The organism is Paenarthrobacter sp. NPDC089307, from assembly GCF_040685055.1.
Lineage (GTDB): Bacteria > Actinomycetota > Actinomycetes > Actinomycetales > Micrococcaceae > Arthrobacter.
Genome location: NZ_JBFBHE010000001.1, coordinates 524,260 through 541,194, shown reverse-complemented (window position 1 = coordinate 541,194; position 16,935 = coordinate 524,260). Strand labels below are relative to the sequence as shown.

The window sequence follows — 16,935 nt, the reverse complement described above, 5'->3', positions numbered from 1 at the left end:
CCTCAGGAGCGACTGAAGGCCGTGTCCGTTTTGCGTGACGCTTCCTCACCACCACTGCCGCAAGCGGAACGACAACGAGGACAGTGAAGGAGCCGAACAGGGCCAGTATCGCCGCGCCGAAAACGAGCACAGCCATGAAGCCTATTTGCACCGTTGCGGAGTCAAGGCCGGCCATGCCCACGGCTGTTCCTATATGTGATTGCTCAAATACCATCTTTCGCTCCTGGGGATAGTGTTACTGCGAGTCACTGGTAAGTGGCACAGGAACACTGATCGTGTCGCGAAAGTGCGAAGTTCTTGGAGCAGGCGGATCACACGTTGGCGATATTCCTCACAGCGTCGAGGTAAGGGATGTTGATGGCGGCGTCGGCCACTGCACGAACTGCAGGCTTTGCGTTGAACGCCACACCGATCCCGGCGGCCCCGAGCATGTCGAGATCGTTTGCGCCGTCACCGACTGCGATGGTGTGCGCGAGGTCAATTCCTTCGGCCGCGGACCACTGGCGCAAGTACTTTTCCTTGGCAGCCCGATCGATGACGTCTCCGAGGACTTTGCCCGTGAGTGCTCCGTCAACGATTTCAAGCTCATTGGCGATCCAGTAATCAAGGCCCAGCTGCTCGGCAATGGGCCCAAGAATCTGGTTGAAGCCACCGGAGACAACCGCCACCACGTGGCCGGCTGCCTTGAATGCGGCCACAAGCTCTGCCGCACCCAGGCTGAGGCGCACTTCCTCCCGTACGGAATTCACGACGTCGGCCGGCAAGCCCGCCAGTACGGCGACCCGGGCATGCAGGCTTTGGGCGAAGTCGAGCTCGCCGCGCATGGCTGCTTCCGTCACCGCAGCGACCTCTTCACGCTTGCCTGCGTAAGCGGCCAGCAACTCGATGACTTCCTGCTGGATGAGGGTGGAGTCGACGTCCATGATCAGCAGCTTGCGTTCTGCTTGCCGAAGGTCCGTGGGCACCAAGGCAGTATCGGCCCCGGCCGCTGCTGCCTCGGCCACCCGCCGTCGAAGAGCGGAAAGGTCGGCGGGTGAACCAAGCTGCACCTGCAGGTCAGCGGTGTAAACGCTGAACCGATCGTCGCCTGACTGTGATTCCCCTGACACTTCCGCGCCGGCGTCGGCCAGTACCTTACGTACGCCCTCCAGCGATTCGGGGGACAAATTCACGCCGTAGCTGACCGCAGCCAAGTTCGAAGTCATGGCCTCAATCCTACTGAGGACGCCTCGTCCACCCGAATTCGTTTCACGCCCGAAACAAGCGAATTCACCAGTTATCAGTCATGTGCCTTTTTGTCCTAGTGTCTACTGCTATGAGTGATGTTCTGGAATTGGCTTCCGTCAGCGTTGTCCGCGGCAAGAAGACCCTGCTGGACAAGGTTGACTGGCAGGTCAATGAAGGCGAACGATGGGTCATCCTGGGCCCGAACGGCGCAGGCAAGACCACGCTTCTCCAGATCGCGGCTGCACGCCTGCACCCCAGCAGTGGCAAGGCCGGGATCCTCGACGAAACGTTGGGCCGCGTCGACGTCTTTGAACTCCGGCCCCGCATCGGCCTGTCCTCGGCGGCATTGGCGACCCAGATCCCCGAACACGAGAATGTCCTGAACGTAGTGGTCACTGCGGCGTACGGTGTCACCGGCCGCTGGCGGGAAGGGTACGAGCGCGACGACGAGCGCCGCGCCTTTGGCCTCCTGAACGACTGGGGGATGGGCCCCTTGCTCAACCGGACCTTCGCAACCCTTTCAGAGGGTGAGCGCAAGCGGGTCCAGATCGCCCGGGCCCTGATGACCGATCCCGAACTGCTCCTGCTGGATGAGCCGGCCGCCGGGCTGGACCTTGGCGGGCGGGAAGAACTGGTCCATAAACTGGGCGAGCTGGCAAGCGACCCGGCAGCTCCGGCCATGGTTCTGGTGACCCACCACCTGGAAGAAGTACCCCCTGGATTCACCCACGCGATGCTGCTCCGGGAAGGCGGCGTTGTTGCCGCAGGACCCATCAAGGAAGTCCTCACCGACGAACACCTTGGCAACACCTTTGGCCTGGCCCTGGACGTTTCGGAGAACGCCGGGCGCTACACAGCTACTGCCCGCCGCTAGGACGGTTCCAGGACAATATGGAGATTCTTAGCAGCATTCTGGTCTTTTTTGCTGGCTTGTGGGCCGGTACCATCAACGCGGTCGTCGGCTCCGGCACCCTCGTGACTTTTCCTGTGCTGATCGCACTGGGAGTAGCCCCGGTGGTCGCATCCATGAGCAACGCCATGGGGCTCGTGGCCGGAACGGCCGCAGGCGCGTGGGGCTACCGACGCGAACTGGCAGGCCGCGGCAGGCAATTGCTCAAACTGATGCCGGCCTCGCTCCTGGGCGGCATTACCGGGGCGTGGCTGTTGCTGCACTTGCCCGAAAAAGTCTTCGGCTACGTGGCACCGGTCCTACTTGTGGCCGCCCTTTTGATGGTCCTCTTCCAGCCCAAGCTCCAGGCCTGGATCCGCAACCGCGAGCAGAACCCCGAGCACGCCATCAAGGACAAGAGCCACGGCATCCTCCTGGTGGTCCTGATCTACCTTGCCGGGGTCTACGGGGGGTACTTCGTGGCCGCGCAAGGAATCCTCCTTGTGGGAATCCTTGGTGTCTTCCTGTCCGGCACCATGCAAAATGCAAACGCCATGAAGAACATCCTCACCCTGACGGTGAACATGGTGGCAGCAGTCTCATACCTCATTTTCGCTTTCGACAGGATCAACTGGCTGGTTGTCCTGCTCATCGCGATCAGCTCCACGATCGGAGGGCTGCTGGGTTCCAAAGTTGGCCGCAAGTTGTCTCCCAAAGTGCTGCGCATGGTGATCTTCACGCTCGGCATCGTCGCCCTTGGCTTCATGATCGCCAACCTCCTGAAATAATCTCCCGGTGACATTCCACTACCTCAAGTCCGCTGATGACCCACGCGTGAGCGACTACACGACGCTCACCGACGTGCATCTGCGCAAGCTCCGGGAACCGCAGGAGGGCATGTACATCGCGGAGTCCTCCCGGGTCCTGCGCAGGGCGTTGGCTGCAGGCCACCAACCCCGTTCTTTCTTCCTTGCCGAGAAATGGCTGGATGACCTCGCCGATGTCTTCCAGGCTTATCCGGACGTCCCGGTCTTCATTGGCAAAGCGCCGCTGCTGGAGGAGATTACGGGCTTCCACCTACACCGTGGTGCCATGGCCGCAATGCATCGCCCGGCTCCTGTCCCGCTCGAAGAGCTTCTGGCCGACGCGCAGCGCGTCGCGGTGCTTGAGGACATCGTGGACCACACCAATGTAGGGGCCATCTACCGTTCCGCTGCTGCGCTCGGAGTGGACGCCGTGCTGGTGTCGCCACGGTGCGGTGACCCCCTGTACCGGCGGAGCGTGCGCGTGAGCATGGGCACCGTCTTCCAGGTCCCGTGGGCACGCCTGGAATCCTGGCCCGCGGACCTGACGCGCCTGAAGGAACAAGGCTTCACCGTGGCCGCCATGGAATTGACCGATGACGCGCTGGACCTGGACGAACTCGCGGCCAGGCAGCTTCCAAAACTGGCCTTGGTACTCGGAACCGAAGGCGCCGGCATGAGCGCGGAGACGCTGGCCGCCGTCGACCTTGCCGTCAAAATCCCCATGCGGGCCGGCGTCGATTCCCTCAACGTGGCAGCTGCTTCTGCGGTGGCCTTTTGGGAACTCCGCCCACGAAGCTGACCCGGTTCGTGAGGCGTGTCCGTTTCGGCTATGATTGGGTGTTGGCCCGGAAGCTGGAATGTTTGCATTACAGCCAAAGGACCACCTCCATTCATACCTGGCAGCTGGCAAAATCCAGTTGCGTGAACAAAAGGTCCCATTATGAAGTCTGATATCCACCCGAAGTACGAAGCTGTTGTTTTCAACGACCTGGCTTCCGGTACGCAGTTCCTGACCAAGTCCACCGTGTCTTCCTCGAAGACCATCGAGTGGGAAGACGGAAACACCTACCCGGTTATCGACGTCGAAATCTCCTCGGAGTCCCACCCGTTCTACACGGGCAAGCAGCGCATCATGGACTCCGCTGGCCGCGTCGAGCGCTTCAACGCCCGCTTCAAGGGCTTCGGCGGCAAGAAGTAACCACTTCACCCCCAAGGCTTTCAAGGCCCGCATTGCTGGATTCTCCGGCAATGCGGGCTTTTGCGTTTTCCGGCAAGATGGACAGCATGACTTCCCAGCCAACATCCCCAGCGAACAACGACGACGACGCCCGCCTTCACGGCGAATACAAAGTTCCCGGCGGCAAACTGGTGGTGGTCGACCTGGAGGTGGCGGATGGACGGTTCACGAACGTCTCCTTGAGCGGGGACTTCTTCCTGGAACCGGACGAGGCCTTGCAGGGCATCAATAATGCCCTGACCGGCCTTCCGGAGGCATCCACGGCATCAGAGATCGCAGCGGCTGTCGGCAGCGGATTGCCCGAAGGCGCGACGCTGTTTGGTTTCTCCGCTGAGGCAGTGGCCATCACCGTCCGACGCGCGTTGTCCAAAGCCACCAGCTGGGCCGATCACCAGTGGGAAGTAATTCCGCCTTCCGTTCTCCCGACGCAGGTAAACGTTGCCCTGGACGAAGTCCTGACCGAAGAAGTTGGGGCGGGATTGCGCAACCCCACGCTGCGTTTCTGGGACTGGGAAGAGCCGTCCGTCGTGATCGGCAGTTTCCAGTCGGTGAAGAACGAAGTGGATCCGGAGGGCGTCTCCCGCCATGGCATCACGGTGGTTCGCCGGATCAGCGGCGGCGGCGCAATGTTCATGGAGGCCGGCAACTGCATCACGTATTCCCTGTATTTGCCCCAGACGCTCGTGGACGGCATCAGCTTCGCCGATTCATACGCATTCCTGGACGCTTGGGTCATGGCAGCCCTGGAGAAACTTGGAATCACCGCTTTCTACGTGCCCCTCAATGACATCGCCACCGAACAGGGGAAGATCGGCGGGGCTGCACAGAAGCGGCTTGCCAACGGCGGCATGCTCCATCACGTCACCATGAGCTACGACATCGACGCCGACAAGATGGTGGAGGTGCTGCGGATTGGCAAGGAGAAGCTCTCCGACAAAGGTACCCGCAGTGCCAAGAAACGGGTGGACCCGCTCCGCCGCCAGACAGGCATGGCCCGGGCTGCGATCCTCCAGGCCATGCAGGAGGTCTTCAGCGAACGCTACGGGGCCGTGGAATCACGGCTCACCGAAGCCGAACTCGAAGAGGCCAGGAAACGCGTGGACTCGAAGTTCGGCACTGAAGAATGGCTTCACCGGGTTCCCTAGCTGTTGGACACCTGCTCCGGGGCCGCCTCCACAGGGTTAGCCTGCGCTGGGTTAGCTTGCTCTGGGGCGCCCTGCGCTGTGAGTGCCCGCAGGAGATGGCTGCGCTGTTCGATGAGGATCCGTCGCAGGGCGCGCGGCGCGTCGGCATGCCTCCGCAGCCAGTGATCAGTACGGACAAGCACTGGATGATCCGAGGGGACCATTGAATCCGCAAGGTCCTGCGCGGCCGGGAAGAGTCCCCGGACGATCCTGCCGGCGATTTCTATGCTGCGCGTAGCCCAAACGCGTTCGAGGCACTCGAAGTAAGGCTCCACGTACGGTGCCGTCAGGTGTCCAGGAGCCGTCGCGAAGCCCGCGATCGTCGCACTCAGGATTTCATTGGACAGGCCACTGCTGTTGACAGCAGCGTCCCAGGCGGCAGCTTTGACCGACGGGTCGGGGCGGGCTGCCGATGCCAGAGCGTGGCCTTCCTTACCGGAGGCCGTCTTGTCAGCTTCGAGTTCGCGGTCCAACTCCGCCTGTGTGGCTTGTCCGTGTGCTGCCAACGCCTGCCAGATGCTCCATCGCAGCTCGGCATCAACGGCCAAGCCCTTCACAATCGTGGTGCTGTCAAGGATGTGCCGCAGCAAGGAGAGCTCGCTGTCGCCGTGACGGGAGACCTCCGCCAGCGTTCTTGCCCAGGCCAGTTGGTAGTCGGAGCCGGCTGTCGAAGCCTGCAACTGATGGGCCGCGACAGCCAGGAAGTCCCTGCGAACGCCGTCGCGGATAGCTGGGGGCACGAAGCGTTCAATAGCGCTGGAGGCATTTCCAAGCACATTGAGAAGGACGCCTATGCCCGTCTCCGCAGGCGCGAACTGTTCGACGGCGCTCACGTAGCGTGCCGCTGGCGTGACGGCATCCCGGGCCGAGTCCCACAGGGCCGTCCAACACAGTGCCCTGGCCATGGGGTCCTGGATCTTGTCCAGGGATTTCCTGACAGTGCGTTCGGAGACGGCATCGAGCCGCACCTTGGCGTAGCTCAAATCGTCATCATTAACCAGCAACAGTGCCGGCCGCTTCCTTCCAGCCAGTTCGGCTATCAGCGTGCTGGGACCTGCGACGTCCACTTCCACGCTTTCAGACCTCACCAGGGCGCCGGATGGATCCGGATCGTACAGTCCAAGCCGCATACGGTGTGGCCGGAGTTCCTGGTGGCCGGTGATGGGGTCAATTGCGTCTTGCTGCAGCATGACCGCACCCATGACTCGATCGTCATCCACGATCTCCGCCGAGATCGTGGAAATTCCTGATGTCTGCAACCATTGCCGCGCCCAGTCACCGAGATCCCGTCCGGAGGCGGCGCTGAGGGCTTTCAAGAGGTCCTGCAATGATGTGTTCCCGAACGCGTGCTCCCGGAAGTACTGGCGTGAACCGGCGATGAAGGCGTCAAAACCGACGTAGGCCACCAGCTGCTTGAGTACTGAGGCGCCCTTGGCATAGGTGATCCCGTCGAAGTTCTGCTTTGCCGCTTCCAGGTCCTGGATATCCGCCACGATCGGGTGGGTCGTGGGCAGTTGGTCCTGGACGTAGGCCCAGGCCTTGCGCTTGCTGGCGAAATTGACCCAGGCCGTGTCCCAGTCGGTGGCGCGGTCCACACCCAATGTGCCCATGAAATCGGCGAAGGACTCCTTGAGCCACAGGTCATCCCACCACGTCATGGTCACAAGGTCGCCGAACCACATGTGGGCCATCTCGTGCATGAGGGTGTTGGCGCGGGCCTGGTACTGCGCATCGGTAGCCCGGGAGGCATAAACGTACTTTTCGGTGAACGTGACCAGCCCGGGATTTTCCATGGCTCCCAAGTTGTATTCGGGCACGAAAGCTTGATCGTACTTGCCCCACGGGTACGGGTAGTCGAAAAGGTTGTTGAAGAATTCCAGGCCGCTCTTGGTGAGCCGGAACAGCTCCCCGGCATCGAAAGACGGAGCCAACGACGCGCGGCAGTAAAGTGCCAGCGGAACGTCCAGCCGGGTACCGTCGTCGAGCGTTGCGCCCCAGTGGTCTGTCGCCTTGAAGTAGGGTCCGGCGAGCACGGTGGTGATGTACGTGGACATCCTTTGCGTGGTGGCAAAGTCCCACTGCGCCTCGGCCTCGGCGCCCGGAATCGCTGAACGCGCACTTTCGGACCCGTTGGAGGCAACTTCCCAGCCGGCCGGGGCAATGACGTGGAAGGTGAATTCCGCTTTGAGATCCGGCTGTTCGAAGTTGGCGAAGACCCGGCGGCAGTCGGCAGGCTCATACTGGGTGTACAGGTAGCACTTGCCATCGGCTGGGTCCACGAAACGGTGCATCCCCTCACCGGAGCGGCTGTAAAGGGCCGTTCCCGTGACGGTGACAGTGTTGTCGGCGGCCAGGCCTTCGAGCAGGATCCGGTCCCGGTCCACCACCGTCCCGACGTCCAGGCTGCGGCCGTTCAGCACCACGGAATGCACGCCCCCGCTGATGAAATCGAGGAAAGTGGAGGAACCCGCTTGGGCTGAAAAGGTGATGGTGCTGGTGCTCGGGTATCCGGCGACTGCGGGATCTGCCGCGTCCCGGACATCAAGGGTGACGTCGTAGCTGTGGGTGGTGATCAGGGCTGAACGGGTAGCGGCTTCATCGCGCGACAAATTGTGATTCGACACACAGCTATCTAATCATGATCCAGGCAGCCCCCAGTCCCAGGGAAGCGATGATCAGCCAGGACCCCAGCGCCGCCAGGGCAGCCCGTCCACCCGTATGGATCAGCGTCCTGACACGCACGGCAGATCCCAAGCCAAACAACGCCGACGCCAGCAAAATGTCCTGTGCAACTGCAGCTGCTTCGAGGAATTCCGCAGGCGCCCATCCGAGGGAACGGAGCGCCACCATGACGATGAAGCCGACCACGAACAGCGGCACTATGGGCGGGAACTTGCTGTCGACCTCGCCGGCGTTTGCCGCGCCGATGGCGCGCCGCCGCACGTGCTGGACCCGCTGGTGCAGGCCCGCCGCGGCCACGATGGGAGCCAGGAGGACCACCCGGGTCAATTTGACGACGACGGCGATGGCCAGCGCCGCCGCCCCGGCGGTTTGCGCCGTGGCCACCACCTGGCCGACGTCGTGCACCGATGCACCCGTCCAGGCGCCGAACTGCTCCGGATTGAGGTTCAGCGGATGCATGAGGAGCGGCAACACCCCGATGGCCAAGGTTCCGCACAAGGTGACCAGCGCGACCGGGAGCACGGTGTCCTGGTGCTTGATGCGCCGCACTGCTGCCATGGCCCCAATGGCGGAGGCCCCGCAGATGGAGAAGCCCGTGGCGATCAACAAGGCTGCATCCCCTGGCAGGCGCAGCAATCGCGCCAGGCCGTACGTGCCGGCAAAGCTCACCAGCACCACGCCGGCAATGAGCAGCAGGGACAACCAGCCCAGGCCCAGGACGTCCCATACACTCACTTTGAGGCCCAGCAATACGATGCCCGCGCGCATCAGGTGCTTTCCCGCGAAGTCCAGGCCAGGCCGGGCGCGCCCCGCAACCAGGACGGCTGTGCCCGGTATATTTGCTGAGAGCAAGCCCAAAGCAACAGCGAGCGTCATGGCCGGAACCGCAGGCAACACTGCGTGGATGGTGAAGGCAAGGCCGGTAGCGGCGACGCTCAGGACCAACCCTGGTCCCAGCCGTGGCAGCTGGGACGTAAGACTGTTGAAGGGCATGCCTCAACCCTGCCGGATGGGGGCACGGAAGGCGAAACCGGGAGCACCCGGAAACCGCGACACAATCAGTGCGTAATGCGCTCGACTCAAAAAGGTGATTGTCTGATTCCCATGTCTGACCTATTCCAGGATTACTCCGAGGCCGCTGCCCGCAGTGGAGCCTACGACGAGATGTTTGCCCCCGGCCACGTTGCCAGAAAATCCTACGGACAGGTCTCCGGTGCGCTCCGCGAGCTTTCCCTGGCAGATGTCACCGCCCGTGCCGACTCCATGGCACGGACCTTCCTGGACCGTGGCGTTACGTTTGACTATGCAGGGGAGGAGCGCCCATTCCCACTGGACATCGTGCCGCGGGTCATACCGGCAGATGAGTGGGACGTGCTGGAGCGCGGAGTTGCCCAGCGCGTCAAAGCACTCGAAGCGTTCCTCAATGACGTCTACGGACGGATGGCCGTCGTGACCGACGGTGTCATTCCGCGGCAGTTGGTCACCACGAGTGCACACTTCCACCGGGCCGTCCACGGCTTCGAACCTTCAGGTGGCGTCCGCGTGCATGTCTCCGGCATCGACGTCGTCCGCGACGCTGCCGGGACGTTCCGGGTGCTCGAGGACAACGTCCGTGTCCCGTCCGGTGTCAGCTACGTCCTGGAAAACCGCCGGGCCATGGCGAAGGGGCTTCCGGAAGCTTTCGGGCAACAACACATCCGGCCGGTCGAGGAGTACCCCCGGCGGCTTCTTTCGGCCCTGCGCAAGACCGCACCGGCCGGCGTCGACGATCCAACAGTGGTGGTCCTGACTCCCGGCGTGTTCAACAGCGCGTACTTCGAGCACACGCTCCTGGCGGGTCTCATGGGCGTGGAGCTGGTGGAAGGCAGGGACCTGATTTGCCGTGGAAACCGTGTCTACATGCGGACCACAGCCGGTGAACAGCGCGTCGATGTCATCTACAAACGCATCGATGACGATTTCCTGGATCCCCTGCAGTTCCGCTCGGATTCCATGCTCGGCTGCCCCGGACTGGTCAATGCTGCCCGCGCCGGGGGAGTGACCATCGCGAACGCGGTGGGCAACGGGGTGGCCGATGACAAGCTCGTGTACAGTTACGTGCCTGACTTGATCCGGTACTACCTCCACGAAGAGCCAATCATCGCCAACGTCGACACTTTCCGGCTTGAGGAAAAGGAAGCCCGGGAGCACGTCCTGGACCGGCTCGAGGAACTTGTGGTCAAGCCGGTTGACGGTTCGGGTGGAAAGGGGCTGGTCATCGGCCCCGACGCCTCCAAGGAAGAGCTGGACGCCTTGCGCAAGCGCGTCATCGCAGATCCCCGCGGCTGGATCGCCCAGCCGGTCCTGCAGCTTTCCACCGTACCGACGCTCTCTGGAGACAGGTTTGGGCCCCGCCACGTGGACCTGCGGCCTTTCGCAGTAAACGACGGCGACGACGTCTGGGTCCTTCCCGGCGGCCTCACCCGGGTCGCCCTCAAGGAAGGCTCGTTGATCGTGAACTCCAGCCAGGGCGGCGGCTCGAAAGACACCTGGGTCCTCGCGAACTCGCCGCAAATGCCGGCTGAGGTCATCCCGCGCCAGTCCGTCACCCTGCGCGAACAAGTTTCCGTGTGGCCCGTTGAAAGCAACTGGCGCGACCGCCAAACGGAGCAACAGCAGTGAACCCGCTCCAACCACCACTTGAACTTCGACATGCACCACGCGAAGGAGGCACAGCCGCATGCTGAGCCGTATTGCTGAGTCACTCTTTTGGATTGGCCGCTACGTAGAGCGGGCAGACGGTACGGCCCGGATCCTGGATGTGCACCTGGAACGCCTGAACCACCTGCCCCTGGAGGAGCAGCGCAGTGTAGCCAGGGAGCTCCTCGCCGTCATGGGCGCCAAGCCCCAGAGCGATGATTTCGGCCTGCCGGAGCTACTTCATGCCCTGGCCTATGACAAACAGAGCGCTTCATCCATCGCTGGGTCCCTTGGGGCAGCCCGTGAGAATGCGCGCCGTGCCAGGGAAACGGTGTCACAGTCCCTTTGGGAGAGCCTGAACACCACGTATTACGGCTTGAACCAGCACCGTAAGGACGTAGTGGGCACTTACCGTTTCTGCAACTGGGTGCTGGAGCGAACCGCCATGGTGCGTGGCCTTGCCGACACCACCGTCAGCCACGACGAAAGCTGGCTGTTCATGGTGCTGGGCCGGTCATTGGAGCGCGCCGATATGACAGCCCGCATGCTCTCTACGCGGGACGTCCAATCCGCCGGGATGTCCTGGGTGAACATGCTGCGTTGCGCCGGCGCCTACGAGTCCTTCATCCGGACCCGAAGGGCAGCATTCGGTGACCAGCACGCGGCCGAGTTCCTGCTCTTGGACCGCCTGTTCCCACGCTCCATCGTGTATGCCCTGCGCGATGCCGATGAGTGCCTTGCCAAACTGGACCCGTCGGCGCAGCGTGTGGGCTTCATCAACGATGCCCGCCGAATCGTGGGACAGGCCCGTACGTTCCTGGAGTTCCACCGCACCGATGACCTGATGTCCGAACTGCCCGAGCACATGGAACGTGTGCAGAAGGCAGTGACCCAGGCTTCGGACGCGATTTCCCGTAAGTACTTCAATCAGGCTGATGAGCACGCCTGGGTGGGAGAAGTTTCATGACCCGGCTGAGCATCGTCCACAAGACGGCCTACAAGTACAACCGCCGCGTGACTTTGTCCTATAACGAGGCCCGGATGACGCCGCTGACCGACGGCCAACAAGTGGTGCTGGAATCCTCACTCAAGGTTTCGCCGAACCAGGCCTCGGTCAGCACGTACCGCGACTATTGGGGAACCCGGGTCACGGCCTTCGACATGCAGATGCCCCACGAGAGCCTGGAGGTCCTGGCCACAGCCACCGTGGAGGTGCACCGGACGGAGCGGGTGGCCGTAGAGGACGACATCGTTGGCTGGGATGTCATGGCTTCCGACAAGGTCAAGGACGAATTCAGTGATTGGCTTCCGCAGTCACGTCTCAGCGGACCTGGGGAAGAGGTCCTTGGAATCGTCCCCGGGATCGTCGAAGGCAAGAACCCCCATGAGGCCGCTTTGGCGGTATTTGCCTGGATGGCGGGTGAGATGACCTACATGAAGGGCTCCACCGGCGTGACCACCAACGCTGAGCAGGCATGGTCCCAGCGGCAGGGTGTGTGCCAGGACCTCGCGCATCTGGCCATTGGCGCCCTGCGCTGCAGCGGCATTCCCGCCCGCTATGTTTCCGGGTACATCCACCCGCGGTCCTCGGCAGATATCGGCGAAACCGTGGCCGGACAATCCCATGCCTGGCTGGAATGGTGGGACGGGGAATGGCGCAGTTGGGACCCCACCAACCACAAGCCTGCCGGTGACTTCCATGTGACAGTTGCCCGAGGACGCGACTACAGGGACGTTCCTCCGCTGAAGGGCATCCTCTCCGGCGGCGGCGGCTCGGGGCTCTCCGTATCCGTGGAGATCACCCGTCTGGCCTAGGGAGTTTTCGTACAGATAAGGCCCTTAAGAGTCGCTCTTAAGGGCCTTATCTGTACATAAACTCCGGGGGCGGGTCTTACCAGGGCGATGGCTTGTAGTCCTTGAGGAAGACGCCGTACTGGTCTTCGCCCTTTTCACCCATCACGATGGGGTCGTACACGCGGGCTGCGCCATCCACCAGATCCAAGGGCGCGTGGAAGCCTTCTTCCATAAGGCGCACCTTGGTGTAGTGAGGGCGCTCATCGGTGATCCAGCCGGTATCCACCGCGGTCATGAGGATTCCATCCGAATCCAGCATCTCCTGCGCGCTGGTCCGGGTCATCATGTTCAAGGCGGCCTTGGCCATGTTGGTGTGCGGGTGACCCGGCCCTTTGTACGCGCGGGAGAACTGTCCCTCCATGGCCGAGACGTTCACGATGTACTTCCGGTGCGCCGTGGAACGCTTCATCGCCTCGCGCAGCCGGCTGACGAGCAGGAATGGTGCGGTGACATTGCAGAGCTGGACTTCGAGCATCTCCAACGGGTCAACTTCGTCAACCACTTGGGTCCAGCTGTTGATGGACGCGAGATCGGGGACCAGGCCACCGGCGTCGATGGCAGTCCCTGATTCAATCCGTTCCAAGGACGCCGAGCCGGTGGACAGCGCCAATGAGGTAATGGCATCGCCTGCGAGGACCGGGTGCTCGGTGACGCTGCTGGCCAAGGCCAAGGGGTGTTTGTCATGCGCATGACCGAACGTCACCAGCTCCGGGCCGCCATTGGCAGCCTCCAACGCGGCGGGCAATGGCTCATCTTCGGCATCGACCAAGGGCTTGTAGGCATTTCCTGAACGGCGCACGGTTTGGGCGGCGTTGTTGATGATGATGTCCAGCGGCCCGGCCTCGTTGAGGGAGTCCGTCAACGCCATGACCTGCGCAGGATCGCGAAGGTCGATGCCAACGATCCTGAGACGGTGCAGCCAATCGCCGCTGTCTTCCATGGCAGCGAACCGGCGGGCGGCATCCTTGGGGAACCGCGTGGTGATGGTGGTATGCGCCCCATCCCTGAGTAGGCGCAGGGCGATGTACATGCCGATTTTGGCACGGCCACCGGTCAGCAACGCCCGTCGACCCGTGAGGTCAGTGCGTGCGTCCCGCTTGCTGTGGCTGAAGGCTGCGCATTCGGGGCAGAGCTGGTGGTAGAAGGCGTCCACCTGGGTGTAGTGCTTCTTGCAGATGTAGCAGGGCCGCGAGCGAATGAGGTGCCCGGCGATTTCACCGGTGGCGGAGGGGGCCAGCTTGTTGCCGCGGGTCTCGTCGTCGATCCTGTCCGGCGCAGCGGTGGCCGTCAGCGCAATGACTGCCCGGTCGGCCTCGGCTATGGAATCGCGTTTGGTGACGCGGCGGTGGCGCTTGACGGCTTTGAACATCTTGCCGGTGGCACGACGGACGGCGATGTAGTCCGGGTGCTCCTCGTCATAGACGTGGATCGTGGTCAGAACCTTGAGGCAGGCCTGGATCTCTTCAGGCGTCAGATCGGTGGAGCTCATTGACCTGATTTTACAGCCTTGGGAGCCTGTGGCCTGCCTCGGGTTCTGTCCGGGTCAGCTGGAGGCCGGCAGCCTAGCGTGCCGCGCCTTGCGAAGCCGGACCCGCAACGCGGGACTGGATCCCCGCGGCCACCTTCTCTGCGGAGTCGCGGATGTCGGGGTCGTGGTGGGTGGCAGCTTTGACGGCCTCCGGCAGCGCACCGCGGTGCTGGGCAGACAACTCGAGCTCGGCTTCACCGGGTTCGGGAACAACCTGGCCCTTGGCAAGGACTGTGATGCCCGATTCCGTGACCTTGTACCCACGGGCTTTATCCAAGGCGGGGTCAAGCCCGATCGCGGCACCTGCGGGAACCTTGACGTTCTTGTCCAGGATGGCCCGCTTGATGACGGCCCCTTCACCGACATAAACCTTGTCCATCAGGACGGAGTCCTGCACACGGCTGCCTGCTGCAACGTAGGCGTCGTTGGACAGCACGGAGCCTTCAACGATGCCCCCCGAAATCACGACGCCACTGGCCACGATGGAATCCAGGGCCGTGCCCACGGTGTTGTTTCCGCCACGGACGAACTTGGCGGGCGGGGAAATGCTCTGGCGGGTGTAAATCGGCCACTCGGAGTTGTACAGGTTGAATACCGGCACAGGGGAGATGAGGTCCATGTGGGCGTCATAGAACGAATCGATGGTACCGACGTCACGCCAGTAAGTGCGGTCACGGTCGGTGGCGCCGGGGATGTCGTTCAGCGTGAAGTCGTATACGCCTGCTTCGCCTTGGTCCACGAAGTAGGGAATGATGTCCCCACCCATGTCATGTTTGGTATCGAGGCGTTCGGCATCCACATGCAGCGCCTCAACCAAGGCGTCAGCGTTAAAGACATAGTTGCCCATGGAAGCAAGGAATTGCGAGGGATCCGCTGCGAGTCCGGGGGTGCTGGCAGGTTTCTCCACGAAGGCGGCGATCTTTTGGGGATCGTTCTGGTCCACTTCGATGACGCCGAACTGGTTGGCCATGTTCAATGGTTGGCGTACCGCGGCAACGGTCGCCTTTGCACCGCTTGCAATGTGCTGCTCCACCATCTGGGAGAAGTCCATGCGGTAAACGTGGTCCGCGCCGACCACTACCACGATGTCCGGGGCGTCATCGTGGATGAGGTTCAGCGATTGGTAAATGGCATTGGCACTACCCAGGAACCAGCTCTTGCCCACGCGCTGCTGCGCTGGAACGGAGGCCACGTAGCGGCCCAGCTGCGTGGACATGCGCCACGTTTCCGAGATGTGCCGGTCGAGACTGTGTGATTTGTACTGCGTCAGTACCACGATTTTCAAATAACCCGAATTAACGAGATTGGACAGCGCAAAGTCAATTAACCTGTAGCCGCCAGCAAACGGAACGGCCGGTTTGGCCCTGTCCGCCGTCAGCGGCATGAGTCGGTTGCCTTCGCCGCCTGCCAATACGATTGCCAAAACTTTCTTCAACGCCATGGTCACAGCTCCCCGTACGTCTTCGTATCCCCCAAAAGTCCGATTTTCCGGACCCTTTCACACTAGAACACATACGCCGGAACGACTACGTTGGTTAGCGTGCGAATAGACATTGTGACTAAAGAATTCCCTCCGGAAATTTATGGCGGTGCCGGTGTCCACGTTGCCGAGCTCAGCCGGGTGCTGGCAAAGCACGTCGACCTTCATGTCAGGGCGTTCGGCGCGCCCCGTGATGCCGACTACCACGGGGCCACCGTGGACTCCTATGCCACCCCCGAAGGCCTCGGCGACGCCAACGCGGCCGTCCAGACGCTCGGCGTCGATCTCAGGATCGTTCCGGACATTGCGGGAGCGGACCTCGTCCACTCGCACACCTGGTACGCCAACATGGCCGGGCACCTGGCGTCCCTTCTTCATGGCATTCCCCATGTGCTCAGTGCCCACAGCCTCGAACCCCTGCGTCCGTGGAAAGCGGAGCAGCTCGGCGGCGGTTACGCCCTGTCTTCCTGGGTGGAGAAAACGGCCTACGAGGCCGCTGCCGCCATCATCGCGGTCTCGGACGGCATGCGCCAGGACATCCTCCGGAGCTATCCCAATGTTGATCCGGACAAGGTCCGCGTGGTCCACAACGGCATCGATGTCTCCCTGTGGGAGCGCGATGAAGAAGACGACGCGATCCGGGCGCTGGGCATCGATCCGGCCAAGCCGAGCGTGGTGTTCGTTGGCCGCAACACCCGGCAAAAGGGCGTTCCCTACCTGCTTCGCGCGGCATCGAGCCTTCCCGACGACGTCCAGTTGATCCTTTGCCTTGGCGCTGCCGACACACCTGAGTTGGCTGCCGAGACAGCGCGGCTCATCGAAGAATTGCAGACCAAGCGGGAGGGCGTGGTCCTGATCGAGCGGATGCTCCCACGCAGGGAGCTCATCCAGGTCCTGAGCCATGCCACGGCTTTTGCCTGCCCCTCCATCTACGAACCCCTTGGCATCGTGAACCTCGAGGCGATGGCATGCGGCGCGGCCGTGGTGGCAAGTGCCACCGGCGGTATCCCGGAGGCGGTCCTGCATGGCGAAACGGGCCTGTTGGTTCCCTTGGAACAGGTCACCGACGGCACCGGCACTCCGCTGGATCCGGAGAAGTTCGTCAGCGATTTCGCTGCCGCCCTGAACCAGGTGGTTTCGGATCCCGCCCGCGCGCGGGAGATGGGCATTGCCGGCAGGCGCCGGGCCGAGGACCACTTCTCCTGGGAATCCATCACGGAGACCACCCTCGAGGTGTACCGCTCAGTTCTGCGCTGATCAGTTCTGCGCTGATCAGTTCTGCGCTGGGCCAGGGCAGTCCGGGTACGTCCCGACAGCAGCCCAAACCTCGACGGCGCCGCCCCCCTTTGGTGGGGACGGCGCCGTCGTG

General features: G+C 62.6%; 14 protein-coding genes. 9 read left to right on the top strand and 5 right to left on the bottom strand.

Annotated elements, in window-relative coordinates; all coding sequences use genetic code 11:
* Positions 1 to 311: 311 nt before the first annotated feature.
* On the bottom strand, positions 312 to 1,205 hold the full coding sequence (serB, locus tag AB0N72_RS02445) for a phosphoserine phosphatase SerB (protein WP_363931985.1): 894 nt from the start codon (positions 1,203 to 1,205) through the stop codon (positions 312 to 314).
* Between the two features lie 110 nt (positions 1,206 to 1,315).
* Here serB and AB0N72_RS02440 point away from each other — a divergent pair, with 110 nt between their 5' ends.
* The 5 genes from AB0N72_RS02440 to AB0N72_RS02420 all read left to right on the top strand — a co-directional run bounded on the left by AB0N72_RS02440 (position 1,316) and on the right by AB0N72_RS02420 (position 5,304).
* Positions 1,316 to 2,101, top strand: coding sequence for an ABC transporter ATP-binding protein (locus AB0N72_RS02440; RefSeq protein ID WP_363931987.1), 786 nt, complete (start codon positions 1,316 to 1,318; stop codon positions 2,099 to 2,101).
* A 17-nt stretch (positions 2,102 to 2,118) separates the two neighbouring features.
* Entirely contained in the window at positions 2,119 to 2,904 is a 786-nt protein-coding gene (locus tag AB0N72_RS02435; RefSeq protein WP_363931988.1) for a sulfite exporter TauE/SafE family protein, read from the top strand.
* A 7-nt stretch (positions 2,905 to 2,911) separates the two neighbouring features.
* Complete coding sequence (locus AB0N72_RS02430) at positions 2,912 to 3,721, top strand: RNA methyltransferase (protein WP_363931989.1); 810 nt, start codon at positions 2,912 to 2,914, stop codon at positions 3,719 to 3,721.
* Positions 3,722 to 3,862: 141 nt separating this feature from the next.
* Positions 3,863 to 4,120: a type B 50S ribosomal protein L31 gene (locus AB0N72_RS02425; protein WP_017200906.1), complete on the top strand. Its 258-nt coding sequence runs from the start codon at positions 3,863 to 3,865 to the stop codon at positions 4,118 to 4,120.
* An 86-nt stretch (positions 4,121 to 4,206) separates the two neighbouring features.
* Complete coding sequence (locus AB0N72_RS02420; protein ID WP_363931990.1) at positions 4,207 to 5,304, top strand: biotin/lipoate A/B protein ligase family protein; 1,098 nt, start codon at positions 4,207 to 4,209, stop codon at positions 5,302 to 5,304.
* On the opposite strand, the gene pepN is transcribed toward AB0N72_RS02420, so the two are convergent.
* On the bottom strand, positions 5,301 to 7,967 hold the full coding sequence (gene pepN, locus AB0N72_RS02415; protein WP_363931991.1) for an aminopeptidase N: 2,667 nt from the start codon (positions 7,965 to 7,967) through the stop codon (positions 5,301 to 5,303). The genes AB0N72_RS02420 and pepN overlap by 4 nt on opposite strands.
* 4 nt (positions 7,968 to 7,971) lie before the next feature.
* Positions 7,972 to 9,018: a putative sulfate exporter family transporter gene (locus AB0N72_RS02410; RefSeq protein WP_363931992.1), complete on the bottom strand. Its 1,047-nt coding sequence runs from the start codon at positions 9,016 to 9,018 to the stop codon at positions 7,972 to 7,974.
* A gap of 111 nt (positions 9,019 to 9,129) precedes the next feature.
* On the opposite strand from AB0N72_RS02410, the gene AB0N72_RS02405 reads away from it, so the two are divergent.
* The 3 genes from AB0N72_RS02405 to AB0N72_RS02395 are packed head-to-tail and all read left to right on the top strand — an operon-like array spanning position 9,130 to position 12,519.
* On the top strand, positions 9,130 to 10,686 hold the full coding sequence (locus tag AB0N72_RS02405; protein ID WP_363931993.1) for a circularly permuted type 2 ATP-grasp protein: 1,557 nt from the start codon (positions 9,130 to 9,132) through the stop codon (positions 10,684 to 10,686).
* A 58-nt stretch (positions 10,687 to 10,744) separates the two neighbouring features.
* Positions 10,745 to 11,671 carry an alpha-E domain-containing protein gene (locus tag AB0N72_RS02400; protein ID WP_018777606.1) on the top strand — a complete coding sequence of 309 codons (927 nt, stop codon included), beginning with the start codon at positions 10,745 to 10,747 and terminating at the stop codon, positions 11,669 to 11,671.
* Positions 11,668 to 12,519, top strand: coding sequence for a transglutaminase family protein (locus AB0N72_RS02395; protein WP_363931994.1), 852 nt, complete (start codon positions 11,668 to 11,670; stop codon positions 12,517 to 12,519). The genes AB0N72_RS02400 and AB0N72_RS02395 overlap by 4 nt, the downstream gene beginning before the upstream one ends.
* A gap of 76 nt (positions 12,520 to 12,595) precedes the next feature.
* Here AB0N72_RS02395 and AB0N72_RS02390 read toward each other — a convergent pair whose 3' ends face one another.
* On the bottom strand, positions 12,596 to 14,047 hold the full coding sequence (locus AB0N72_RS02390) for an SDR family NAD(P)-dependent oxidoreductase (RefSeq protein ID WP_363931995.1): 1,452 nt from the start codon (positions 14,045 to 14,047) through the stop codon (positions 12,596 to 12,598).
* A 73-nt stretch (positions 14,048 to 14,120) separates the two neighbouring features.
* The gene (glgC, locus tag AB0N72_RS02385; RefSeq protein ID WP_363931997.1) at positions 14,121 to 15,533 is read right to left on the bottom strand and encodes a glucose-1-phosphate adenylyltransferase; all 1,413 of its coding nucleotides are present in this window, start codon (positions 15,531 to 15,533) and stop codon (positions 14,121 to 14,123) included.
* Between the two features lie 93 nt (positions 15,534 to 15,626).
* Here glgC and glgA point away from each other — a divergent pair, with 93 nt between their 5' ends.
* Positions 15,627 to 16,823, top strand: a complete 1,197-nt coding sequence (gene glgA, locus AB0N72_RS02380; RefSeq protein ID WP_363931999.1) for a glycogen synthase — start codon at positions 15,627 to 15,629, stop codon at positions 16,821 to 16,823.
* The last annotated feature ends 112 nt before the right edge of the window (positions 16,824 to 16,935 follow it).